The organism is Pedobacter aquatilis (assembly GCF_032678425.1).
GTDB lineage: Bacteria > Bacteroidota > Bacteroidia > Sphingobacteriales > Sphingobacteriaceae > Pedobacter > Pedobacter aquatilis_B.
In genome coordinates, this window is the sequence record NZ_JAVTSG010000002.1 from 776,251 (window position 1) to 801,611 (window position 25,361).

The 25,361-nt window shown below is 36.4% G+C and carries 21 protein-coding genes; 4 read left to right on the plus strand and 17 right to left on the minus strand.

All coding sequences use genetic code 11. The features are described 5' to 3' along the window. Positions 1-24: 24 nt before the first annotated feature. From R2Q16_RS09520 to R2Q16_RS09555, 8 genes are read right to left on the minus strand one after another with little or no spacing between them, the layout of a single operon-like run. Complete coding sequence (locus R2Q16_RS09520; protein ID WP_316736666.1) at positions 25-672, minus strand: 1-acyl-sn-glycerol-3-phosphate acyltransferase; 648 nt, start codon at positions 670-672, stop codon at positions 25-27. Then, complete coding sequence (locus R2Q16_RS09525; protein WP_316736667.1) at positions 669-1,493, minus strand: alpha/beta hydrolase; 825 nt, start codon at positions 1,491-1,493, stop codon at positions 669-671. The genes R2Q16_RS09520 and R2Q16_RS09525 overlap by 4 nt, the downstream gene beginning before the upstream one ends. Next, positions 1,490-1,885: a holo-ACP synthase gene (locus R2Q16_RS09530; protein ID WP_316736668.1), complete on the minus strand. Its 396-nt coding sequence runs from the start codon at positions 1,883-1,885 to the stop codon at positions 1,490-1,492. Before R2Q16_RS09530 ends, R2Q16_RS09525 begins: the two co-directional genes overlap by 4 nt. Beyond that, complete coding sequence (locus tag R2Q16_RS09535) at positions 1,875-2,687, minus strand: enoyl-ACP reductase (RefSeq protein WP_316736669.1); 813 nt, start codon at positions 2,685-2,687, stop codon at positions 1,875-1,877. The genes R2Q16_RS09530 and R2Q16_RS09535 overlap by 11 nt, the downstream gene beginning before the upstream one ends. Then, entirely contained in the window at positions 2,688-4,037 is a 1,350-nt protein-coding gene (locus tag R2Q16_RS09540) for a beta-ketoacyl-[acyl-carrier-protein] synthase family protein (RefSeq protein ID WP_316736670.1), read from the minus strand. Further along, entirely contained in the window at positions 4,037-4,297 is a 261-nt protein-coding gene (locus tag R2Q16_RS09545; protein WP_316736672.1) for an acyl carrier protein, read from the minus strand. The genes R2Q16_RS09540 and R2Q16_RS09545 overlap by 1 nt, the downstream gene beginning before the upstream one ends. Next, complete coding sequence (locus R2Q16_RS09550) at positions 4,290-4,856, minus strand: hypothetical protein (protein ID WP_316736674.1); 567 nt, start codon at positions 4,854-4,856, stop codon at positions 4,290-4,292. Before R2Q16_RS09550 ends, R2Q16_RS09545 begins: the two co-directional genes overlap by 8 nt. Next, positions 4,856-5,578 (minus strand): SDR family oxidoreductase, encoded by a 723-nt coding sequence (locus R2Q16_RS09555; RefSeq protein WP_316736675.1) that lies wholly within the window; start codon positions 5,576-5,578, stop codon positions 4,856-4,858. The genes R2Q16_RS09550 and R2Q16_RS09555 overlap by 1 nt, the downstream gene beginning before the upstream one ends. A gap of 165 nt (positions 5,579-5,743) precedes the next feature. Between R2Q16_RS09555 and R2Q16_RS09560 the strand changes: the two genes are divergently transcribed. The 3 genes from R2Q16_RS09560 (at position 5,744) to R2Q16_RS09570 (ending at position 10,660) form a co-directional block, all read left to right on the plus strand. Next, entirely contained in the window at positions 5,744-7,156 is a 1,413-nt protein-coding gene (locus R2Q16_RS09560; protein ID WP_316736676.1) for a glycogen synthase, read from the plus strand. A gap of 8 nt (positions 7,157-7,164) precedes the next feature. Further along, entirely contained in the window at positions 7,165-8,433 is a 1,269-nt protein-coding gene (locus R2Q16_RS09565; protein ID WP_316736677.1) for a glucose-1-phosphate adenylyltransferase, read from the plus strand. A 442-nt stretch (positions 8,434-8,875) separates the two neighbouring features. Beyond that, entirely contained in the window at positions 8,876-10,660 is a 1,785-nt protein-coding gene (locus R2Q16_RS09570; RefSeq protein WP_316736678.1) for a glycoside hydrolase family 15 protein, read from the plus strand. A 172-nt stretch (positions 10,661-10,832) separates the two neighbouring features. Here the strand turns inward: R2Q16_RS09570 and asnS are convergent, their stop codons facing one another. The 9 genes from asnS to lpdA all read right to left on the minus strand — a co-directional run bounded on the left by asnS (position 10,833) and on the right by lpdA (position 21,282). Continuing rightward, positions 10,833-12,281: an asparagine--tRNA ligase gene (gene asnS / locus R2Q16_RS09575; protein ID WP_316736679.1), complete on the minus strand. Its 1,449-nt coding sequence runs from the start codon at positions 12,279-12,281 to the stop codon at positions 10,833-10,835. A 149-nt stretch (positions 12,282-12,430) separates the two neighbouring features. Continuing rightward, entirely contained in the window at positions 12,431-13,417 is a 987-nt protein-coding gene (locus R2Q16_RS09580) for a transglutaminase family protein (protein ID WP_316736680.1), read from the minus strand. Between the two features lie 50 nt (positions 13,418-13,467). Next, positions 13,468-14,403 carry an alpha-E domain-containing protein gene (locus R2Q16_RS09585; protein ID WP_316736681.1) on the minus strand — a complete coding sequence of 312 codons (936 nt, stop codon included), beginning with the start codon at positions 14,401-14,403 and terminating at the stop codon, positions 13,468-13,470. Positions 14,404-14,412: 9 nt separating this feature from the next. Further along, a complete protein-coding gene (locus R2Q16_RS09590) occupies positions 14,413-15,861 on the minus strand; it encodes a circularly permuted type 2 ATP-grasp protein (RefSeq protein WP_316736682.1) in 1,449 nt (482 codons plus the stop codon). Between the two features lie 556 nt (positions 15,862-16,417). After that, positions 16,418-16,945, minus strand: coding sequence for a ferritin (locus R2Q16_RS09595; protein WP_316736683.1), 528 nt, complete (start codon positions 16,943-16,945; stop codon positions 16,418-16,420). Positions 16,946-17,245: 300 nt separating this feature from the next. Further along, entirely contained in the window at positions 17,246-17,605 is a 360-nt protein-coding gene (locus tag R2Q16_RS09600; RefSeq protein WP_316736684.1) for a hypothetical protein, read from the minus strand. 356 nt (positions 17,606-17,961) lie between these two features. Further along, positions 17,962-18,801: an MBL fold metallo-hydrolase gene (locus R2Q16_RS09605; protein ID WP_316736685.1), complete on the minus strand. Its 840-nt coding sequence runs from the start codon at positions 18,799-18,801 to the stop codon at positions 17,962-17,964. Between the two features lie 61 nt (positions 18,802-18,862). After that, complete coding sequence (locus R2Q16_RS09610; protein WP_316736686.1) at positions 18,863-19,192, minus strand: multidrug efflux SMR transporter; 330 nt, start codon at positions 19,190-19,192, stop codon at positions 18,863-18,865. Between the two features lie 701 nt (positions 19,193-19,893). Further along, a complete protein-coding gene (lpdA, locus tag R2Q16_RS09615) occupies positions 19,894-21,282 on the minus strand; it encodes a dihydrolipoyl dehydrogenase (RefSeq protein WP_316736687.1) in 1,389 nt (462 codons plus the stop codon). 538 nt (positions 21,283-21,820) lie between these two features. On the opposite strand from lpdA, the gene R2Q16_RS09620 reads away from it, so the two are divergent. After that, complete coding sequence (locus R2Q16_RS09620; RefSeq protein ID WP_316736688.1) at positions 21,821-25,180, plus strand: carboxypeptidase regulatory-like domain-containing protein; 3,360 nt, start codon at positions 21,821-21,823, stop codon at positions 25,178-25,180. Positions 25,181-25,361: the final 181 nt, after the last annotated feature.

The window sequence follows — 25,361 nt, forward strand, 5'->3', positions numbered from 1 at the left end:
CGCCGGCATTGCCCGCGACTTTTTTTATGGTTCTTCAGTAAACCTAAAGTTCTTTTTCATCGATTCGATGTGGTGTACATTCACCTCGTCTTTTAGCTGCTCAAAATCGAAATCTTGGTTTGTTCCGGCATCCATCAGGTTTAAATAAACCCTCGGTTTCAATCCTTCAAAAAACTCAATAAAATTAGAGCTCCAGATTAATTGGCAATTTGTTTTAACCTTTGGGATAATAGAAGTTATGCCATCTTTAAACTTAATGTATCTGATAAACATCGATTCTAAATTTCCCTGCGGAAAAATAATCAGAATATTTCCTGGCTCATTCAAAATATCCACTGCATAATCTAAACTTTCTTTTGCCCTTATACTTTTGGGAGCGATGGAAAAACAACCGATATATTTCAGCCATTTATTCATTTCCATTTGTTTTTCCAAAACCATTATTTTCATGCTTTTTAAGTGTTGTTTTTTGTCGATGGCGTTTACAACGATAAAACAAGCCAATAATCCATCCCAAAAGCTGAAATGATTACACATCAAAAGGTAGGAGTGGTTCGGTTTAATTTCAATCTCATCCAGAACTATTTTTTTGAATTTTCTCCTGATAAACCACGAAAGTACTTTACCACCAAATCTTAAAACCGAATCTGGAAGTGTTTTGTCCTTAATCATAGTAATCTTTTAGTTAATTCATCAACAAAAGCTTGGTTAAGCATTTCGTGATTTTCGTTTAAAACTATCAATTGTGCATTTGGTAAATCTTTACAAAACTGTTGCGCAATTGAGGGTGGATACATTTTATCTCTACTACCCGATATAAATAAAGCTTTTATTGGGTTCGATTTTAAAATCTGCAATAATTGATTTTTATCGGTATCTAAAAACCTTAAATAGGTAAAACAAGCATATAAACTTAACCTTAATTCTGCTGTATTGATTTCTTTAAGCAGAATATTATATCCAACATCATCAACAAAATTAAAGCGTTTGCTGAATTTTAAAAGGTTAATTAATGCCTTTTCAGATAATACTAATTTTTCTAAAATCTTGTTTCCAATTTTATTTTTAGAGAAAAACTCAACCAGTTTACCGGGTTTAAGTGCTGCAGGCGCAATGATTATAAGGTTTTCTATTCGCTCATAAAGAATTTCTGTAAGCGCAACAGCATAATGCGTACCCATTGAATAACCAATTACCGAAAATTTCTCTATTTGCAGGCTGTCACAAAAATTGGATATAAATTTTGCCAGCGTTTCTTTACTTATTCCTTGTTTGATAGATGCTAAATCTGCGTTTTTTAACTTAGTTTCTTTATGGAAAAATAAATCAAAACCGTAAAAAGTATACGCATTTCCCAGCTTTTCTTCAAGCATTTTAAACTGCTTGCCGTGCATCCCATATCCGTGAAAACAAAGCATTGTTTTTCTGCCTTCGCCAAACTTGTAATAGTTTAAATGGGCTAGTTGATGGTCGAACTGGTGCTGCGTTATCATAATTTAATATTGATGATTGCAACCGCCCACACATAATCTCCATCATGGCTAATACTTAAGCTGATACTTGGTTGATTCGACCATTTTAAAAGATGAACACTCGGTTTACCCGCAATTTTATTTCTGATGATTTCGATGGTATTAAAAGGTAAAGCTGCAGCATCATTTTGCTTCACCGCTTTATAAACTGCCTCTTTTGCCGCCCAGGTTGATGCATATCTGAGCAAAGCATTATCGAATTGACTGCAATAATCTATTTCATTTTGAGTGTAAATCTTTTGCTTAAAAAGTTCCGAAAATGTTGCTTTGAAATCGGGTAGAAAAACAATATCATTTCCAACGTAAAATTGCTGGTTAGTTTCAATTTCAATATTTCCGATATTATTCTTCATCAACAGAAACACCCATAATATTGAAGCCACCATCCACATAATGAATATTTCCGGTCACTTTTTTTGATAAATCAGAGAAATAATATAGGGCAGCATCGCCAACATCATTTGAAGTAATGTTACCAAGTGGTGCAGTAATTTTGCCCATCTTGCGCAATTTTCTAACGCCATTTATTCCTCCTGCTGATGTTGTCATAACCAATCCGGCAGAAATTGCATTTACCCTGATTTGCTTATCACGTAAAACATTGGCCAGGTAAATCATAATATTTTCAAGCGCAGCTTTATTAATGCCCATACCTGCATAACCCGGGAAAACCCTTTGCGATGCATTATAGGTAAGTGTCAATACAGATGCGTTTTTTGCCAGAAATGGTTCAGCAACACGACAAATTCTAAGTAACGAATAGGCACTGATGTTAAACGCATCCATTAATTCATCAAACGGAATATCTAAATAACTTGGTGCGGGTTCGTTGCTATTTGGTAAACTGTAGCACATAACCTGCTGACTACCATAGGCTACGCCATGTAATATGTAATGGATTTCACCGAATTTTTCAGCGATTTTTTTAGTAAATGCAGAAACCTGTGCTTCCTCGCGAACATCAACAAACATAGATAAAGAATTATCCATGCCAGCTTTTTCCATTAAGTAAAGCACCTCATCTTTTGTATCGTCTACATAACTTAATGCAACTTTACAGCCCGATTGGTGCAATTTTAAAGCGATGCTCCAGGCAATCGAACTTTCGTTACGAACACCATAAATCAAGGCAACTTTATTTTCGTTGTTTAGCATTTAGTTGTCTTTTGAAATCATTATGGCACTGTTTGTACCTCCAAAACCATAATTGAGGCAGGTAACCGTGTTTATTTCCTTTTTAAAACTCTGCTGCGGAATTAAATCTCTGAAGGCGGCTAATGGCTGTTTTGGTCCATTCCAGTTTTCGGCAAGCTGGAAACCTTCAGGATTTTGATTTAGTTCTTCAGAATTTAAGCAAGGTAGTACAGTTTGGTTTTCTAACATCAACACAGAAGCAATAAACTCTACTGCACCGGCAGCGCCAAGCATATGCCCGAATTGTGATTTTGGAGCCGAAATGTGATAACCGCTTTCTCCCAAAGCATCTACAACACTTAAAAGTTCAATTGCATCTCCGGCAGGGGTAGAGGTTCCATGAACTTTTACAACATCAGGTCGTTTTTCGGTATTTTTTAATAATCCTTTCCATAAACGTTGCTGACCAGAAAATGAAGGTGCAAACATATCGCCATCGCCATCAGAATTGTTGAAATACTCATCAATTACAGCTAAAATTTTTGCACCACGAGCTTTTGCTAAATCGTAATCTTCTAAAGCGACTACACCACCACCAAATGCACAAACAAAACCATTTCGGTTAATGTCAAATGGTCTGGAGCTTTTATCAGGACTAAAACCTTTACTTAAAACCTGCATGGAATCGAATCCTAAAAAGGTTTCTATCGATGTACCTTCTACACCACCCGCAATCACTCTGTCTTGCAGACCAAATCTTATCAATCGGTAAGCGTATCCAATATTGCCCAACCCTGTAGCGCAGGCCGAGCCGATGGATTCGCAAACACCTTTATTTTTTATTAAACAAGAAACATTTGCCGCATCGCGATAAACCATCGCTCTATCTACATTGTGTGAGCCGGCTAACCTCGATTTCTTTTTAAGCTCGAAGAAATTATGCCAGGCCGAACGTAAAATTTCATGTCCGCCACCACCTGAGCCAATAACCACACCAGTTTCTTCTGATTGCGTTTCGGCATCTGTCCAGCCTGCCATTTGTATAGCATCAAGCGAGCTAAGCATTGCCCAAATACTGCCAATATCGGCTGTCGCTAAATTATTAGCAGAGATTCTGTTAAGCTTATCAATATAAGTTTCCGGATAGTTTTCCATTATGGAAGATGAAACGATTTCAAGATTCATTTCCGCTTCTGTTACAAAACCTGCAACTGTAGAACGAATATTTTTGCCGTGAGCAGTGGCTTTATCCCACTCCCTGATTAAACTTTTATTGGCAAACAGTTTATCTCTAAAATCATTTAAATCGGTACAAGTTGGAAAAACTCCAGCCATACCAACCACCGCAACTCTTCTCAAGGCGTTTTGCATTAGGCTTTTTCCTGAGTGGCAATAATTAAATTCACAATATCTTTCACTTTCGAACCTAAATCATCAATATCATCATCTTCAAATTCGATGTCGAATTTCTGTTCAACCTTCGCCGCAATGTTTATCATTTCGGTTGATGGTGTGTTTAAATCTGCAATAAAATCAGTTTCTTCTGTTAAATCTTTTAGTTTTTCGGGGTCAATTGTTCTAACCGTTTTTAAAATTTCAACTAAATCAGCAATTATCTCTTGTCTATTCATTTTTAATTTCTTGATTAATTTTTTCTCGTTTTATTGCTCTGCCCGTTACATCAAATAATTCGGCAACAAGTTTAAAGTCGTCACTAAGTTCGTATTTTAATAATTTATCTTCATTAAAATCAGTAAAATATTCGTCTAAATTTAGGTTTTTAGTTACCAGCTTATAAATCCTTCCATCGCAAACCATTTGCCTGAATTTGTTAAATTTAATGATACCTAAACTGATAAAGGTTTCGCCTTCTTCTATATAATGATGAAAATTAACATTGCCTATGCTGATAAATACGGGTAAGAACTTATTTTTCACAGCTTCAAAATTGTCGTTTTGCTTTTTATATTCTAAAAATCCTGCGCAAGATACAATTGATGCTTGCGCAAAGGCTTCTATTTGATCTACACCTCTAAACAAGCCAAAATGATCTTTAACATCGTGTTCGTTTGGCGTATAACTTGCAACAATCCCAATAGTTGGTTCATGCCAATGATATTTGTTTAAAAGCTGTTTGCTCGGCCCGTGAAGCAGCACATTTTCTGGCGATACGCCAATTAAATTTTCCATTATAAAATTCCGCCGTTAATTTGAATATTTGAACCGTTGATGTATGAAGCCTCATCAGATATTAAAAATGAAACTGTAGAAGCAATTTCTTCGGTTTTGCCAAAACGACCAGATGGAAGCATTTTTAAATAATTTGCCTTTTCAGCATCCGGAATTTTATCTGTCATGTCTGATTCAATAAAGCCTGGAGAAACACTTAGTACGCGAATGTTATGTGCTGGGTTTAATACTCCAATTTCTTTTGCTATCGATTTAGAAAATGCAATTAAACCCGCTTTAGTGGCCGCATAAACGGATTGAAAAGCATTTCCACTTTCGCCAACGCAAGAACTGATGTTGATAATTACCCCAAATTTGTTTAAGCTAAAAATCTTCATTGCAGTTTTACAAATCAATATTGGCGTTTTCAAATTCACTTGCAACATTTTGTCAATTTCATTTTCCGGTTGGAAAATTAAAGATTTATCGAAAGTAACACCAGCGTTATTGATAACTGCATATAAATCTTTGCCGTGGAGCTTTTTTAGTGTTTTGCAGAAATTGTTTACCTCATCAGGATTTGAAAAATCAGCACAGAGTAGGGTGCTGTTAGGTAAGGTTTCAGTAAAACTCTGCTCGGTTGTGGCATGTAAGATTAATTCATAATTGCTGCTCAATTTTTTTGCTATTGCCAGGCCAATTCCTCTGCTTGCTCCGGTTATTAAAACCTTACGTTTTTCCATATGTATACCTTTTCCGCTCGAAAATATAAAAAATAGATGAATGATTAATTGATACAATTATTTGAGCCATTTTTAATTGCTAAATTTTCATATTAAAAACTTTTCTTTATTTCTAAATAAGAAAACAATTACTAACTTAACGGAGTTATCTACACCAAATATTTGATGGAAATTATACACATAAGTGCCGAGTGTTACCCTGCTGCTAAAGTTGGCGGTTTAGCAGATGTTGTTGGGGCTTTACCGAAATACCAAAATAAAATAGGCCACATTGCCAAGGTGGTTGTGCCTGCTTACGATACAAAATTTATCCGCGAAAGCGAGTTTGAAGTGGCTTATGATGCATGGTCTAACTATGGCAACCACCATTTTCAATATAGAGTTTTAAGAGAGAAAACCAACAAGCTTGGTTTCGATTTATATATTGTTCATATACAAGGTTTAACGGATAGGCCAAACGTTTACGGTTACCATGATGATACCGAACGTTTCGTTGCATTCCAGATTGCCACTTTAGATTGGATTGCGCAGTGGGAGCATCGTCCGGATGTAATTCATTGTCACGATCACCATACGGGTTTAATTCCTTTCATGGTTGCCAATTGCTTGAAATATCAAAGCATAAGCAAAGTCCCTACCGTTTTAACCATTCATAACGCACAATATCAGGGTCAGTTTGGCTGGAATAAATTGTATTATTTACCTGCTTTCGATTTATGGAAAGGCGGTTTGTTAGGTTGGGATGATGCCATAAATCCTTTAGCATCAGCGATAAAATGCGCATGGAGAGTGACAACGGTTTCACCAAGTTATCTTGATGAAATGATGGGTAATGCCCGTGGATTGGAAAGTCTATTAAGGCAGGAACGTTGGAAATCGTCAGGGATTTTAAATGGAATTGATAGTGAAGTCTGGAATCCGGAAACCGACCCGATGTTAGGCAAAAGTTACAATTTAAAAACAGTTGAAGCTGGAAAAGCGGCAAACAAAAAGGCACTCTGCGATGTTTTTCAATTAGATTCTTCTAAACCACTTTTCACTTTTATAGGCAGATTGGTTGATGAAAAAGGAGCTGATTTGCTACCAGATATCTTTTATACAGCTTTACAGCAGCATGGTGATAATATCAATGTGTTGGTTTTAGGTTCAGGCGATAATTGGGTTGAAGGCAGATTAAATCAACTTAAAGATATTTTTGGAGGAAAATACAACGCTTATATTGGTTACAATGAACAGGTTTCGCATGAGATTTATGCGGGCGCAGATTTCCTGCTGATGCCCTCGAGAGTTGAACCATGTGGTTTGAACCAACTTTACGCATTGAGGTACGGAACTGTACCAATTGTACGCCGGGTTGGCGGCTTAAGAGATACCGTTACAGATATCGGTGATGGTGGTTTCGGCCTGTGTCATGATCAAACCAGCATATGGGATGTTACCCATGCCATTAATCGTGCGGTAGATTTATACAACGATAAAAAAGCTTTTAAAGCTGTTAGAAAAACAATGATGAAAATTGACCATTCCTGGGATAGGGCAGCAACGAATTACATAGATTTATACCAATTACTAAAATAAGCTTAAACATGACTGACAAAGTTTTAGGCGTTATCCTTGGCGGTGGCCAGGGCTCTAGATTATCGCCACTCACACAAACACGTTCAAAACCAGCAGTTCCAATTGCAGGTAAGTATCGGTTGGTAGACATCCCAATTTCTAATTGCCTAAATTCTGGCATCCACCGTATGTTTGTGTTGACACAGTTTAATTCGGCATCCCTAAATAAACACATTAAAAACACGTATCACTTTAGCCATTTCAGTACGGCTTTTGTTGATATTTTAGCGGCAGAGCAAACGGTTCAAAACGCAGGCTGGTTCCAGGGAACGGCCGATGCCGTGCGCCAATGTATGCACCACATCGTTTCTCACGAATTTGATTACATCTTAATTCTATCTGGCGACCAATTGTACCAAATGGATTTTAAAGATATGATTGAAAAACACATCGAAGCCAATGCAGAAATTACCATTGCAACTATCCCGGTTACAGCAAAAGATGCAACTGATTTCGGTATTTTGAAAGCCGATGAAGAGAACATGATTACTTCTTTCATCGAAAAGCCTAAAACTGGTTTAGAGGATTGGGTTTCAGATACTGGTGCAGAAATGCAAAGCGAAGGCCGTAATTTTTTAGCCTCAATGGGTATTTATGTTTTCAACAGAGAGTATTTAATTAATATTTTAAATGAAAACGAAGAGGAGAAAGATTTTGGTAAAGAAATTTTGCCAAGAGCAATTACCGAAAGTCGTGTTCTAAGTTTTCAATACGAAGGTTACTGGACAGATATTGGTAATATTTCATCATTCTTTGAAGCCAATTTAGGTTTAACAGATGAGATTCCGAAGTTCAATATGTTTGATAGTAACCATACTATTTTTACCAGAGCAAGGATGTTACCGCCGTCGAAAATATCGGGCACAACACTAGAAAAGGCAATTATTGCCGAAGGTTGTATTGTACAGGCAAGTAGGGTAGAACATGCGGTTTTGGGTATTCGTGCACGTATTGGTAAGCACACCGTAGTAACAAATGCTTACATTATGGGTAGCGATCGTTACCAAACCCTCGAGGAAATTCAATCGGAAACCAGTAAAGGAAATTCTTTAATCGGAATCGGCGATAGATGTTACATCAATAATGCCATTATCGATAAAAATTGCAGAATCGGAAACGATGTGAAGATTAATGGCGGTCCGCATTTAGAAGATGGCGACCATGAACTTTACGCTGTTAAAGATGGTATCGTTGTCATTAAAAAAGGTGCTGTTTTACCAAGTGGAACGGTAATTTAAGATAATCATTATCATTAACTGGCCAGTTTCGATTTTTCGGAACTGGCTTTTTTGTTTTATCGTCACCCTGAATTCATTTCAGGGTCTCAATCAGGAGATGCTGAAATAAATTCAGCATGACGAATATCACTTTAATAGGATTTGATGTGAGCATTCCTCATTTCATTGCCGATTGCAGTCCTGCTTTCCGTTGCAATTTTTTTACTTCTGTCATTCCGAGGCACGAGGAATCTCTTTCATCGGTTGCAGATGCTTCGTGCCTCAGCATGACAGAATATTCAAGGTTGCTGCGAATAAAAAATATTTCCACTTCAATCAGGCTTAATAACAATGTTTGTTTTAATAGAAAACGGTCAAATCTACCTCACCAATTAACCTTTTTTACATTCCCGCCAACATTTTAAAGCCAGGCTTGTTAATTCATAAACACATTAATTTGCTTATGGCTGAACAACACCTCTATCAAACCGGAATAATTGGAAACTGTGCCTTTATGGCACACATACACAAAAACACAGATGTATCTTGGCTTTGCTGGCCGCGTTTCGATAGCCCCTTCGTTTTCGGAAGTTTATTAGATAAGAAAAAAGGTGGTGAATTCTCGATTTTACCGCAGGGTGATTTTACTTCACACCAATATTATATTGAAAATACAAATGTTTTAAGAACTGAAATTACTGCTGAAGACGGAACTTATCGCATCACGGATTTTGCCCCACGTTTCCATCTTTACGAAAGATATTTTAAACCCCTAATGTTCATTCGAAAAATTGAACCATTGGAAGGTAATCCAAGAATCACTATAAAATGCGAACCCGTTTGCGATTATGGTAAAGGTAAAATGAGGGCTAGTCGTGGGAGTAATCACATCGATTATTTGGGCTGCGATGAAAATATCAGGTTAAGCACGAACGTTTCTACAACATATATTATTGATGAAAAAGCGTTCGTTTTAAACGATACAAAATACTTGATCATGACCTATGGTCAGAATTTAGAAGCTCCGATAGTGAGTACAGCTGAAAATTTTCTTCGTGAAACGATTAGTTACTGGCGTTTATGGATTAAGCATTCCTCAATAGCCGGTTTTTATCAACCTTTTGTAATTCGCTCGGCTCTGGTTTTAAAAATTCATCAGTATGAAGATACAGGCGCAATAATTGCCGCGAGTACAACCAGTTTGCCCGAATCTCCAGGCAGTACCAGAAATTGGGATTACCGTTATTGCTGGCTGCGGGATTCTCACTATGTGCTTACATCCTTAAATCACATTGGTCACTTTGAAGAAATGGAGAAGTATTTTAATTACCTATCCGATATTTCCCAGGCTGAAGATACTCGTTATCAGCCCTTATATGGCATAGCAGGCGAACGCGATATCGTAGAAACCACTTTAGACCATCTAGAAGGTTACAAGGGTGAGCAACCAATAAGAATTGGTAATCAAGCTTATGAACATGTACAAAACGATATTTATGGACAGGTTTTAACTTCAATGTTACCACTTTATACTGACCACCGTTTTGTGTTTTCAGAGCGTAGCGATTCTGTGCGGTGGATTGAAGGTGTTTTATCTAAAATCGAAAGAACAATAGATGAAAAAGATGCCGGAATTTGGGAATTCAGGAATATTGCAAATATGCATTGTTACAGTAATTTATTTCAATGGGCTGGCGCACATGCGGCACTTAAAATGGCTAAAACCATTGGTAACACAGATTTCGAAAAAAGGGCTCAGGTTTTAATTGATAAAGCTTCGGCACATATAGAGGCATGTTACGACCCTGAAAGAAAGGTTTACACAAACGCGGTTGGTAGTAATCACCTTGATGCCAGTACACTGCAACTGATTATGATGGGGTATTTAGACCCGGCATCGCAGAAGGCAAAAGACCATTTAATTGCGTTGGAAAATGAACTTAAGACGGAAGATGGATTGTTTTACCGCTATTTACATGCCGATGATTTCGGAAAACCCAAAACAACTTTCTTAATTTGTGCTTTTTGGTACGTAGAAGCTTTAGCTTGTGTTGGCCGAACAGATGAAGCGATAACTGAGTTTGAGAACATCATCAAATACTGTAATCATTTAATGCTTTTTAGCGAGGATGTTGATGCTAAAACCGGCAGTCAGTGGGGGAATTTTCCGCAGGCTTATAGTCATGTAGGTTTAATGAATGCAGCTTATCGCATTGCGATTAAATTGGATAGACCAGTGTTTTTGTAGGTTTCTCCCGCAGATTAAGATGATTGATGCAGATTAGAATGCGGGGACATTTTTGAAGATACAATACACCTTCGCTAACTTAAAATAAAAAGTCCGTTCATTTGAATATTTCAAACAGAACGGACTTTTTTTATTAATGAATTAGTTTTCAGCTTTTGCCTTTCAGCAAAAATTAAAACTCAGCGTTTTTCGGGAAACGAGGGAAGGCAATTACATCACGGATGTTTGTCATTCCGGTTACGAACAATACCAGACGCTCAAAACCTAAACCAAATCCAGCATGTGGCGCAGAACCAAAACGGCGGGTATCCAAATACCACCACAGCTCTTCTTGTGAAATGTTTAATGCATCCATACGCTTGGTTAAACGGTCTAAACGCTCTTCACGTTGCGATCCACCAATCATTTCACCAATGCCTGGGAATAAAATATCCATAGCCGCAACAGTTTGTCTGCCTTCAGCATCTGGTTCGTTTTGGCGCATGTAAAATGATTTAATATCTGCCGGATAATCGGTTAAAATAACGGGTTTTTTAAAGTGTTTTTCTACTAAGTAACGTTCGTGCTCGCTTTGTAAATCTGCACCCCATTCATCAATTAAATATTTAAATTGCTTTTTCTGATTTGGTTTTGAAGATTTTAAAATCTTAATGGCTTCTGTGTAAGTTAAGCGCTCAAAATCGTTGGCTAAACAGAAATCTAACTTTTCTAATAAAGTAAATTCACTGCGTTCGCTTTGCGGTTTTTGTTTGTCTTCTTCAGCTAAACGAGTATTTAAAAACTCAAGTTCTTCCTTGCAGTTGTCTAAAGCATATTTAATAACATACTTCATCATATCCTCTGCAAGCTGCATATTGTCTTCTAAATCGGCAAAAGCAACTTCAGGTTCAATCATCCAAAACTCAGCCAGATGGCGGGTTGTATTTGAATTTTCAGCTCTGAATGTTGGTCCGAAAGTGTAAATCTGTCCGAAAGCCATCGCTGCCAATTCACCTTCCAGCTGTCCGGAAACAGTTAAATTAGTCGCTCTGCCAAAGAAATCCTGAGAAAAATCTACTTTACCATCTTCAGTACGAGGTGTGTTATCGAAATCAAGTGCCGTTACTTTAAACATTTCTCCTGCACCTTCTGCATCACTTGCCGTAATTACAGGCGTATGCATATAAACAAAACCACGCTCATTATAAAACTGGTGAATGGCAAATGCCAGGGCATGGCGAACTTTAAAAACTGCGTTAAATGTGTTAGTACGGAAACGCAAGTGTGCAATTTCACGTAAAAATTCTAAACTGTGCTTTTTTGGTTGCAAAGGGAATTTTTCAGGGTCGCTATCGCCTAAAATTTTTACTGATGTAGCTTTAATCTCTACCGACTGACCTTTACCTAAAGATTCTACCAATTTACCGGTAGCAGAAATTGCAGCACCAGTGGTTATTCTTTTCAACAGCTCCTCAGGTAAATTATTAAAATCTACAACTACCTGGATATTGCTCATGCAACTTCCATCATTTAAAGCGATAAACTGATTATTACGGAAAGTTCTAACCCACCCCATAACCGTTACTTCTGTGCCAAATGCAGTCGATTTTAATAAATCTTTAATTTGCTGTCTCTTAATCATATTGATATTTATAAAAGCGGCAAATTTAGAGAAAAAAAATGAGGTAATTGTTGAATTGGTTAATTGTTTGAGTTGTTAAATTGGTTAATGGTTTGAATTGTTAAATTGGCAACTATTTGATACTTGAGCTGACAACTGTAAACTGATAACTATTGTTGCTGCTGCTGTTGAATAGCTTCCATGTATTGTTGGTAGCTATTTTGCTTTCTTGCCGTTGTAATGGTTCCCGATGGTTTGCTGTAATTAATTTCGGTTGGTTTAAAATAGGTTTCATTGTCATTCAAATCTTCGTCGTTATAGCCTACTGATACATTCACCTCCATAATATGTTCAAAATCGCCTTTGTAAACGCCTTTAACTGGAGAGCAATCTGTAAAATTTCTACCTACAGCTAAACGAACATGGTTTTCGTTGGCAATACAATTGTTTGTTGGGTCTAAACCAAGCCAGCCGTACTCAGGCAAATAAGCTTCGGCCCAAGCGTGTGTTGCACCCTCGCCACGCATGCCATCGCGGTTTGGGCAAATATAACCACTTACATATCTTGATGGAATGCCGGTTAAACGGAGCATGGCCGTTAAAACGTGTGCAAAATCCTGACAAACACCTGCTTTTAGTTTTAAAATTTCATCTATTGTAGTATCTACTGCTGTTACGCCCTTAATGTATTCGAAATTGTTAAATACATGTGCACAATATTTGATTGCCGTTTGATAGGGTGTGTCTTCTTCTTGCTTTATTGCTAAAGCTGTTTCTTTGAGAATAGAAATTCCATCAAAAATCTCTTGTCGAAGATAGTCGATATAAGGAACTTCATATTTTATAGCATCAAGACTATTCCATTGTTCACTGCTAAACATATCATCTTGCGGTAGCGGCTTCGCAAATGTTTCAACACTTACCTTTGAAAAGATTTTAAGCTGCGTATGTGGTTCGTTCTGGGTGAATGTGCCAACCTCATTTCCATAGTAATCAATAAAAATTTCAATCTCCGGACTGCCGGATATGTTTAAATCATGTTTTATAACTTTTTGAAAATCATCTTTTATCGGGAAAAGAATAACCTGGTTTGCGCTATCCCGAACAGGCGTTTCATATTTATAATTAGTGATGTGTTTGATTTTAAAAATTGGCATTTTAATTTGTATTACGATTTTAAACTTATTTTACCAGGATGATAAGTGATTTATGAATTTGCGAAATAATATTCATTTAGCATATTTCCAATGCCGAAAAGTTCTGAACGTATTTCTATTAGGTAATTATGTAAACTTTCCTCTTCCATGCTACTTACCGAGCTGTAGGTGATCATACTTTTTAGCCTGCCAATTTTAAACGACAGACTATTGTAATGCTCGATGTTGCTTTCGCTCTTTAATCTGTTAAAATAACGTTCTATATTATTCATCGAATAGAGTGCAGAGCGAGGGAAATCGTTATTGAGCATCACCAGTTCTATGATATTTTTGGCGTCGAAACCTTGACGGTAGGTTTTTAGGTATAACTCGTAACCACCTAATGAAAGCAGTAAATGTTTCCAATAGGCAATGTCGGTAAGTAAATCAGGGTTTGTGCTTATAGAGCTGAACTTTATATCCAGAATATCTACAGATTGTATGCTGCGTTCGAGGTGTTTACCAATCTTCATAAAACTACGGCTTTCACCGCGTTCCATTGTACTGTCAGCAGTACCATGATATAGCATTACCTGTTTAATAAGCATGTCAAGTGCGGTAATAGGATCGTCTTTTTGTACATACCACAACAGTTTTTCATCTTTTACCGTGTGGTAATATTCATTCAAACATTGCCATAAATCTTTAGGAATATGTTCTTGAACACTTCTTGCATTTTCGCGAGCAAGCGTAATAATGTTTAATATCGAGTTTGGATTCTCACGATTTAACAATAAATATTCAATAACTGCCCGGCTGTCGTGTTGTATGTTCAATAATTCATTTTCATCATCAGCAGAAAAAATTCTGATAATCGGTTTCCAGGTAAATTCCTGAATGGTATCCTGAGATGAAGCGTAATTTATTTTTAACATGCGTAACATACCATCGCTACGCTCAATGTACCTGCTTAACCAGTATAAGCTTGATGCAACTCTACTTAACATATTAGTATTCTAAGAGGTTAAAACCCATGTATCTTTACTACCGCCACCTTGCGAACTATTCACGACTAAGGAGCCTTCTTTCAGGGCGACCCTGGTTAGTCCGCCTGGAACGATAGAAATCCCATCTGGTCCATTCAGTGCAAATGGTCGTAAATCAATTCTGCGTGGAGCTAGTTTCCCATTAATAAAACATGGTGCTGAAGAAAGGCTTATGGTAGGCTGAGCAATAAAATTTCGTGGGTCTTTTAATACTTCTACCTTATATTCTTCTGTTTCCTGCTCACTGGCTTCATGCCCCATCAGCATACCATAACCACCGCTTCCATTAGTTTTCTTAATTACCATTTTATTGATGTTTTCGAAAACATATTTTAGTTCGTCAGGGTTGCTTAGCTGGTAAGTCGGAACATTTTTTAAGATAGGTTCTTCATTCAAGTAGTATTTTATCATATCCGGAACGTAAGTATAGACCGCCTTATCATCGGCAACGCCATTTCCAACGGCATTTACAATAGCCACATTACCCTTTCTGTAAGCGCCCATTAAACCAGCAACACCCAAAACGCTATTTGGATTAAATACTAAGGGGTCAATATAATCATCATCAACCCTACGGTAAATTACGTCAACCTGTTGTAAGCCTGTGGTGGTTTTCATAAAAACTTTCTGGTTTTTAACCACTAAATCCCTGCCTTCTACCAGTTCTACACCCATTAAGCGGGCTAATGTTGTATGTTCGTAGTATGCTGAATTGTACATTCCGGGGCTTAATAAAACGATAGTTGGATTTGAAACTGCCCGCGGCGACAAGGCCATTAAGTTTTTATATAAAATTGCAGGGTATTCGGTTACGCTTCTTACGCCGCATTGCGGAATTAAATCAGGGAAAAGTCTTTTAGTGATTTCTCGGTTTTCGAGCATATAACTTACGCCTGATGGCGTTCTAAGGTTATCTTCCAAAACATAAAATGTTCCATCGTGGTCGCGGATTAAATCAATGCCGGCGATATGTATATAAATATCATGCAGCACATTAACATTGTACATTTCTCTTAAAAAGTGAGGGCAGGAGTAGATAACGTTAATCGGCACAATCTTATCCTTTAAAATAAATTGATTGCTGTAAACATCTTTAAGAAAAAGGTTGAGCGCCTTCAAACGTTGCTTGATGCCTTTTTCAATAAAGAGCCATTCGCTTGAGGTAATGATACGTGGAATGATATCGAAAGGAAAAATCTTTTCTATGCCTTCGCCACTATCATAAACAGTAAAGGTAATGCCTTGACTCATGAAGAGTTTTTTGGCAAGCTCTTCCTTTTTGTTTAAGTTCTCCAGCGATTCCTTTGAAAAGTTTTTAATGAAATTTGTGTAGTGATTTCGAAAATTATCACCATCAAGAAACATTTCATCATAAATTTTTGGATGATTTGAATAGTTTTGTGTAAAATTTTCTATCATTTGCCTTTAATTTTCTATTAAAGTATGATTTTGAATGATTAAAATGAATGTTTTGGCAATAAAAATTAAATATTTATTATTTTTTTTTGTAAAATTTAAATTATTTGTGCTGAATTGTAGTGCTTTATGGATTTTTAAGTCATTTATTTTGAAATAAATTACATTTTTACTTGTGAATATCTAAAAAGTTTGTACTTTTGTAATGCTCGTTAATTATTATTATATATTTGGTTTAAAAAAAGCGCTGGTAACGGCGCTTTTTTTATAAAAACAACAGAGAATTATTCATAATCAACATAAACCAAACAACCTAAACTAAAAGAAGCTTCCGTAGAAATACAGGAAGCTTTCTTTTTATATACCGAATGTTGTTTCTTATTCACGGTATGGAAGGGTTTATTGTTCTTCCCTCTGTTATTGTCCTCCTGAGCGTAGTCGAAGGATAAGCATCCTTTAAACATGCCATCAACTGTACTCTTGGCGATATAGGATAGGTGTAAACAAAAAAAGCCACCCGAGGGTAGCTTTTTTATTTGTTTTGTTAGTTGTTCAATTCTTAATCTTCAGAATACGTAATTTTATTAACGTGCTTGTCAATTTCCCATCTTCCTGTACCTTCTTCGCCAATCACTTCAAATAATTCTAGCGCACGACGAGCTTTGTATTCTTCTTCACGTTGTTCTTTCAAGAACCAGTTTAAAAATTCCATAGTTACAAAATCTTGCTCTTTATGGCATTTTGCAGCTAAATTTTTAAAACTTTGTGTAATTGAAATCTCAGCTTCCAAAGCATCTTCAAATACTTCTCTGAAACCAGCGAAATCAGTTTTGATTCCTGAAACTTCTGGAGAAATTGCATTACCGCCCATGTCTAAAACATATTTAAATAGTTTTAATTGGTGTACTCTTTCTTCTTCAGATTGTTTTAAGAAATAATCTGCTGAAAAGTCGAATCCATTTTGGTCACACCAAGACGACATTGCTAAATATAATGATGAAGAGTGAGCTTCTTTTTTTATCTGCTGATTTAAAAGTGTTTCGATATCCTGAGATATTAAACATTTAATACGCATTAAATCTTTCATAATTTCTGTGCTTTAATAACAATACAAATGTACCATCAATTTGTTTACTTGTATAAATTATTTGCTATATGAAATTAGTCTAAATTGCTGATAATAAGTTATTTATAATGAGTTTAAATAATGACAAAAAGAGGATGTAAGGTGGTGAATGGAAGACGGATGATGTGCGTAATAACGCCAAACGGATACTCGTTGTAAGTTAAGGAGATAGCATGAGGTTTATGCTTGAAATAGAAGATAATTTCATTTAATTTGCCTAACAAACTAAATAACCAATCACCTAAATAACCAAAAAACTAATTAATAAACCAAACGGTAAAGGCAATCGCTAATCAGGTGATTTAGCTTAAACATGGTGAAAGTTCCCTGCAATAAATCTTTTAATGCAATAATTTCTAAGGCGCTTAAAAGGTAAATATGCTCGCAACCATTAAAAGTAACAAGCTCGAAATCCGCTTTCTTAGTGTTTAGTAAAAGTGATTCAATATCAATATCTTCAACTACTTTCTTTAATTTTTGAAGAGATAAGCAATTATAACGAGCAAACTTTCCGCCAAAATCAACATAAAAACAGTTCAATTTATCTGATTGATAAACAGAACCCTGATTATTTGAGAATACGTTAACCAGTTCGTTGATATCAATACACGCTTTTTCCATTGATACAAAAGTTGCTATTATTTAGATTAAATACAAATAAAATCAGAAATAAATTGTCAAGAGAAAGTATTTATCGTTTTATGGGAGATTGATTGCTGTTTTGTTAGATTGTTGAATTGTTTAAACTGATAAATTGCTGTTTGGTTATATTGTTAAATTGTTTGAATCGTTTAAACTGGTAAACTGTTAGGTTGCTAATTGAATATATTGTGATTTGGAAATTTGAATTTTGCTGATTGAACATTGAGGTTTGGAAATTTCCTATTGGATATTGCTGATTGCTATTTGAATATTGAATATTGAAAATTGAATATTGAGATTTGAGAATTTTTACTTGAAAATTGAGCATTCACCACTTAAATTTCACTCAACTTAAATGTTTCTTTAACCCGAATTCCTTTTTCTGTTCTCTGTAAGGTGCAGCATTCATTTAAGGGGTCGTGTTCTAAAAATAGGATGTAATCATTATTTACAGCTTCCTCTAAAAAGGCTTGTTTCTCTGTTAAGGTTTTTAACGGAAACATATCATAAGCCATTACATAGGGCAGGGGTAAATGGCCAACCGACGGAAGTAAATCAGCCATGTAAACAATTGTTCTGCCTTTGTAATTAATTTTTGGAAGCATCATGGCATCCGTATGGCCATATGCAAAACTGATGTTAATATTCGGTTGGAATGCTATATTTTCCTGCTCCTGTAAAAATTTCAGCTGGCCACTTTCGTGTATTGGTAGTATGTTTTCCTTCAAAAAAGACGCTTTCTCACGCTGATTTGGCTCAACAGCCCATTGCCAATGCTTTTCGTTGCTCCAATAATTCGCATTTTTAAAAGCAGGACTAAGCTTTTCTCCCTCACGCACAATTGCTCCGCCAACATGGTCGAAATGTAGGTGTGTTAAAAATACATCGGTAATATCTGCACTGCTGAAACCTAAAGAAGACAAAGATTTTTCCATCGAATCATCACCATGCAGGTAATAGTGACTGAAAAACTTTTCATCTTGCTTATTGCCGATGCCTGTATCAATTAAAGTAAGCTTATTATCGTTTTCAATTAAAAGGCAGCGCATCGCCCAGGTGCAAAGGTTGTTTGCATCGGCCGGATTGGTTTTTTGCCAAATTGCCTTCGGCACAACACCAAACATCGCGCCACCATCTAATTTAAAAAAACCGGTTTCTATCGTATGTAATTTCATCGCTGTAAAAAATATGAACGCTAAATTTAAAATGTTTTAGGCGATGAGCAAAATTGTTTTACTATGATGATTTATCTGGGGTTACCATTTTTAAGCCCACAATTGATAGAATCAGTAAGCCAATGAAGAAAATTCTCCAGAAATTGGCATCTTCCTTAAAGTAAAAAATTCCGACTAATACCGTTCCAACAGCGCCAATGCCCGACCATATTGCGTAAGCTGTTCCTAATGGTATTTGCTCGATGGCTTTTGTAAGAAAAACAAAACTGATAATTACGCAAACCACAAAACCTGCAGCCCATTTCCAATTTGTAAAACCTTCTGATAATTTTAATGATGTGGTAAATCCAACCTCGAAAAGTCCGGCAATGACTAGTAAAATCCAATGCATAACGTGCTCCTTATTTTTTAATGAAAATTTTGTTAGTTAATTATCGAACAGCCGGCAGCGCTAAATGTTTTAGGAATAGGGTAGAAAGCCCATCAATGCCATTAAATTAAACTTATTCGTGTCAGTCTGAGCTTGTCGAAGACAGCTAATAATCAAAATCAATTTTCTTTCCACAAGCAAAAGATTTCAATTGTAAAGGTGTATTAATGATTTGGAAATGAAGGGTTCGGTTTCAATGGCGGTGTTTCGTCCCGCCAAACACTTTATTTCGCTACGCTTCATGCTCGTTTATGTCGGGTTTAGGTACAAAGTTTATGCTTTGAAAGCCATGCTCGTCATCTCGACTGAAGCGCAGCGAAATGGAGAGAACTTTGAACAATCCCTCACATATTTAAAATTTAAGGCACGGAGCACTTGTTGGTTCTCTACTGCAGTCGAAATGTTGTATTATCGATAATCATAATTTCTGCCATTAACAAAACACTTGAAAAATAGCCCCTACAAAGCGGAAAGCCCGGAATGCAGCGCAGCGAAATGAGGACTTGAAGCGGTGGCGGGAGTGTTGTAAACCAAGAGCCACAGGTTTTGCGCTTCATATTATGCTCAGCTTTTTTAGAATGGAATTTTTCTTTCCTCCTCAGAAACTATACAAGAAAAGCCCCGAAATTTTCGAGGCTTTTGAAATATTTGTTGAATATGAATTACAAGTGTATCACTTCTCCGTAAGCATCAGCGGCAGCTTCCATAATGGCTTCGCTCATGGTTGGGTGAGGGTGAACAGACTTAATCATTTCGTGTCCGGTAGTTTCTAATTTACGGGCAACCACAATTTCAGCAATCATTTCTGTAACGTTTGCGCCAATCATATGTGCACCTAATAATTCTCCGTATTTAGCGTCAAAAATTAATTTGATAAAACCATCTTTTGCGCCAGCTGCACTTGCTTTGCCTGATGCTGAGAATGGGAATTTACCGATTTTTAATTCGTAACCAGCCGCTTTAGCAGCTTTCTCAGTATAACCAACTGATGCAATTTCTGGTGTACAGTAGGTACAACCTGGTATGTTATTATAATCTAACGGTTCTGCATGTTGACCAGCAATTTTCTCTACACAGATAATACCTTCTGCAGATGCAACGTGTGCTAACGCTTGTCCGCCAACTACATCACCAATTGCATAATAACCTTTTACTGATGTATTGTAAAACTCATCAGTAACGATTTTACCTTTTTCGGTTTTAATGCCGGTTTCTTCTAAACCAATGTTTTCGATGTTGGCAACAATACCAGCCGCAGAAAGTACGATATCCGCTTCAATGGTTTGCATACCAGAAGCTGTTTTTACTGAAACTTTGCAACCTGAACCACTTGTATCCACAGATTCTACAGATGCAGAGGTCATCACATCAATGCCTACTTTTTTCAAGCTGCGTAATAATTGTTTTGATACATCTTCATCTTCAACCGGAACTACGTTTTCCATAAACTCAACAATAGTAACCTTAGTACCCATTGTTGCATAGAAATAAGCAAATTCAACGCCAATAGCACCAGAACCTACAACTACCATGCTTTTAGGTAATTCAGGAAGTACCATTGCCTGGCGGTAACCAATGATTTTTTTACCGTCTTGTTTTAAATTAGGTAACTCTCTAGAACGAGCACCTGTTGCAATGATGATATTTTTAGCTGTTAATTCTTTTTGAGAACCATCAGCACCTTTAACTTCTAATTTATTGCCTGGCTTAACTTTACCAGTACCCATGATTACGTCAATCTTATTCTTTTTCATTAAGAATTGAACGCCTTTGCTCATGCCATCGGCCACACCACGGCTACGTTTTACAACAGCAGCAAAATCAGCAGTCGCTTCAGCAGTAGTGATTCCATAATCTGCAGCATGATTAATATATTCGAAAACCTGTGCGCTTTTTAAAAGTGCTTTTGTAGGGATACAGCCCCAGTTTAAACAAATACCACCTAAAGATTCACGCTCAACAATTGCAACTTTCATTCCTAATTGTGAAGCTCTGATTGCAGCTACGTAGCCACCTGGGCCGCTGCCTAAAACAATAACGTCGTAATTCATCTATTAGCTTTTTTATTTTTTATCTGTAAGATGTAGCCGGTCAATATTATGCCTTTTATTTATCAGTACCTTAATTATTGATGGCTCTTATCTTTTTTAAAGAGATTTGATTTTCGTTATACTGTGTTTTAAGGTAATCTTCTAAGGAAGAAGTCTCTGTCGGGGACAGATTAATCTCGTACAATTATTAACAACCATACATTACCGATAAGGTTGTTTAAACCTTATTATTTGCCAAAACTAAAAAAATGTTTCTTAATAAACGACAATTGAAAAATTCGTTACAATAAGTTTATAATGGCCTAGCAAAGGCAATTTACTGGCAAGCTATTCGTTGGCAGAAACCGGGTTTAATCAAGTTGCTGATAAAGTGCAGGTTAAATATTAAAAAAAGATGTTAATTGTTGAAAAGTTTTGGGATAATTAATAATAATTTAACATTGGATGTTAAAATGTGTTAAAAATTAATATTTACATTTGCGGCATAAAATCTTTTGTGATTTATTATTCAACAAAAAACAAATTTAAAAAACAAAGTATGAACAAATCTTTACTTTTAAGATTAGTACTCGTTGTTGTGGCTTTTGTGGGTATTACTTTTGGTGCAAGCGCACAGGTAACTACATCGTCAATGACAGGAACAATTAAGGACAACCAGGGCGCTCTGCCTGGTGCTAGTGTAAAAGCTACGCATACGCCTACAGGAACAGTTTACAGTGTATCAACAAATAACGACGGTCGTTTCACGATTGGCGGTATGCGTGTTGGTGGACCGTACACTATCGAAATTAGTTTTGTTGGTTACAACCCTGCAAAACAAACTGAGGTTTATTTGAAATTAGGAGAACCTTATGTAGTTAATACTACTATGGTGGATAACAGCTCTACTTTATCTGAGGTTAAAATTGTTGGTACTGGTACCAGTTCAATTTTAAATTCAAATAAAAACGGAACTTCAACTGTTATTAACAAGGCGCAAATTCAAAGCTTACCAACCATTACACGTAGTGTAAACGATTTAACCCGTTTAACGCCACAGGCTAACGGTACTTCAATTGGTGGTGGTAACTACCGTTCGAACAACTTTACAGTTGATGGTGCTAACTTTAATAACCAGTTTGGTATTGGAGGTAACATCCCGGCTGGTGGTTCTCCAATCTCAATCGATGCCTTAGAGCAAATCTCTATTAACGTAACGCCTTATGATGCTCGTCAGACTGGTTTTACAGGTGGTTCGGTAAGTGCGGTTACTCGTTCTGGTACGAATACTTTTTCTGGTAATGCTTTCTACACGATGCGTGGCGAAGAAAATCAAGGTAAAAGAATTGGTGAAACTTACCGTATCCCAACATTACAAAAATTAGATGAGAAAAATTTTGGTTTTAGTTTAGGTGGACCAATCATTAAAGATAAATTATTCTTCTTTGTTAACTACGAAAAGAAGCACACTATTGCACCAGGTACAACAAAAATTGCTGCTACTCCAACACAACCTTTTGGAAGTGTCAGTACTGTAGCTAAACCAACAGCAGATTTCTTGAACTCAGTTTCTTCTTATTTGAGAAATACATATGGTTATGAAACAGGGCCATACCAAGGCTATTCGAACGTAAGTGATAATGAAAAAATGTTTGCTCGTTTAGACTGGAACATTAATAAAAATCATCGCTTTAGCATTCGTTATAATCAGGTAGAAAGTCAATCTCCATCAAATTTAAGTACATCTACAACTGGTTCTGGAATTACATTTGGAAGTGCTGCTAACAGAGCATCTAATAATGCATTATCATTCTTCAATAGTAATTACTATCAAGCAGCCAATCTTTATTCAGGTGTTGCAGAGTTAACTTCGAACTTTGGTAGTAAAGTTACCAATGTTGCTCGCGCCACTTATTCTCACCAAAATGACCCAAGAACGTCTGATAGCTCGCCATTTCCATTAGTTGATATTTTAGATGCTGGAAACGTTGCAACTACTTTCGGTTACGAGCCGTTCACTTATGGAAATTTAAGAGATGTTAAAGGTTATACTTATAGTGATGATTTAAGTTTAGCTTTAGGTAAACACAACTTAACTGTCGGTGTTCAGGCTGAATTTAGTACTACAAAAAATGGTTTCCAACGCTTTGGAACTGGATATTATGTATTCAATTCATGGAATGATTTCATTACTAATCAGAAACCAGCTAACTACGCTATAACATATCCATTGACAGCAGACGGTTCTCAAGCTTATCCTAGCTTTAAGTTCAATCAGTATTCAGCTTATTTACAGGATGAATTCACAGTTAGTGATCGTTTAAAATTAACTGCTGGTTTACGTGTTGAACAGGCTTCTTATCCTGATGTTTCTGAGATTAGAACACACCCATTGGTTGCTGGTTTAACCTTTGCAAACGGACAAAAAGTAAATACTGGTGCTTTACCAGAAAATAGAATTTCTTACTCACCACGTTTCGGATTTAATTGGAATGTATTTGGTGATCGTTCATTCCAGGTTCGTGGTGGAACAGGTATCTTCACAGGCCGTATTCCATTCGTTTGGATTGTTTCTCAGTCGGGTGATGCTGGTTTATTACAATATACTCAAACTTATTCAGGTCAGGCCAATACGCCTTTCTTTAATCCAAGCATTGCGCCTAACTTGTTAAGTGCTGCTCCAGCTGCAGGTTCGTCAATTCCAAGTAGTATCAGTGTGATGTCTCAAAACTTGAAATTCCCTCAAACGTGGAAATCTAGTTTAGCTTTTGATATAAAATTACCTTGGGGTATTGTTGGAACTTTAGAAGGAATATACGGTAGAGACCTTAATGTTGCAGTTGCGCAAAATATTAACTTAGTAAATCCAACTAATTTAAATATTAGTGGTTATGGTGATACTCGTCCTATCTTCCCTTCAGGAAATGCTTTATCAAATACATCTGCGGGTGCATTTGGTAGACAAATTGTTTCGTTAACAAGTGCTGGTGCGGTTGCAACAACTGCTGCATCTACAAGTTCATCAGGCTTTAACGTTATTCAGATGACAAATGCTAAAGGTGGATATAACTGGTTAGCAACTGCTCAGTTAACTAAGCAGTTTAACAGTGGTTTATCAGCTATGGTTGCGTACACAAGAACAGATCAACGTAATTATGGTGATGGTGGTGGTGATCAATTATTAAACCTTTGGTCAATTCCAGCAACATCAGCTAATCCAAATACGCCAACTTTAAGTTATTCTCAGAATTTAAATCCAGATCGTATTATCGCAAACATTTCTTACAGAAAAGCATACTTCGGTAACTTGGCTACATCATTCTCATTATTCTATGAAGGCAGTCAGCAAGGAAGATTCTCATATGTGTATAGTACAGATTTCAACAGAGATGGTATATCAGGAAATGATTTAATCTATGTACCAAACGCAGGTGAATTCTCTGCTGCTTCATTTGTCGCTATTCCAGCAGGTACAAATGGTTATGCTAGAGCATATAGTGCACAAGAACAAGCAGATATTTTTGAAAATTATATTTCGCAAGATAACTACTTAAGCAAACATAGAGGTCAGTTTGCAGAGCGTAACGGTGCAACTTCACCTTGGAGAAATCAATTTGATTTCAGATTAACTCAGGAAGTTTTCAAAGATTTTGGTAAATCTAAAAACTCTTTCCAATTTACTGTAGATATCTTTAACGTAGGTAACTTATTAAACCGTAACTGGGGTAATGTAAACTTTGTTAATAATACTAATATATTAGTTCCTCAAAATGTTGCGGCTCTTGGTAATGCTACCACAAAACCAACATTTAGAGTTAATGCTAATGGCGGCGATATCGTAAGAGAAACGTTTGGTACTTCTCAGACTATTTCTTCTACTTATTACATGCAGTTTGGTGTACGTTATAACTTTAACTAATACCTAATTTAGTATAAATGAAAAGTCCCGATGCAAATCGGGACTTTTTTTGTTTATAGGCTATTTTGATATTGCGATCAGTTTGTTTTTGTTCTTATTAAAGTTGAACATACGAATTAGTACTATTACTGTGCTTTATCCATACTTGACCCCTACTTAAGCTATGCTTTATCTATTGATG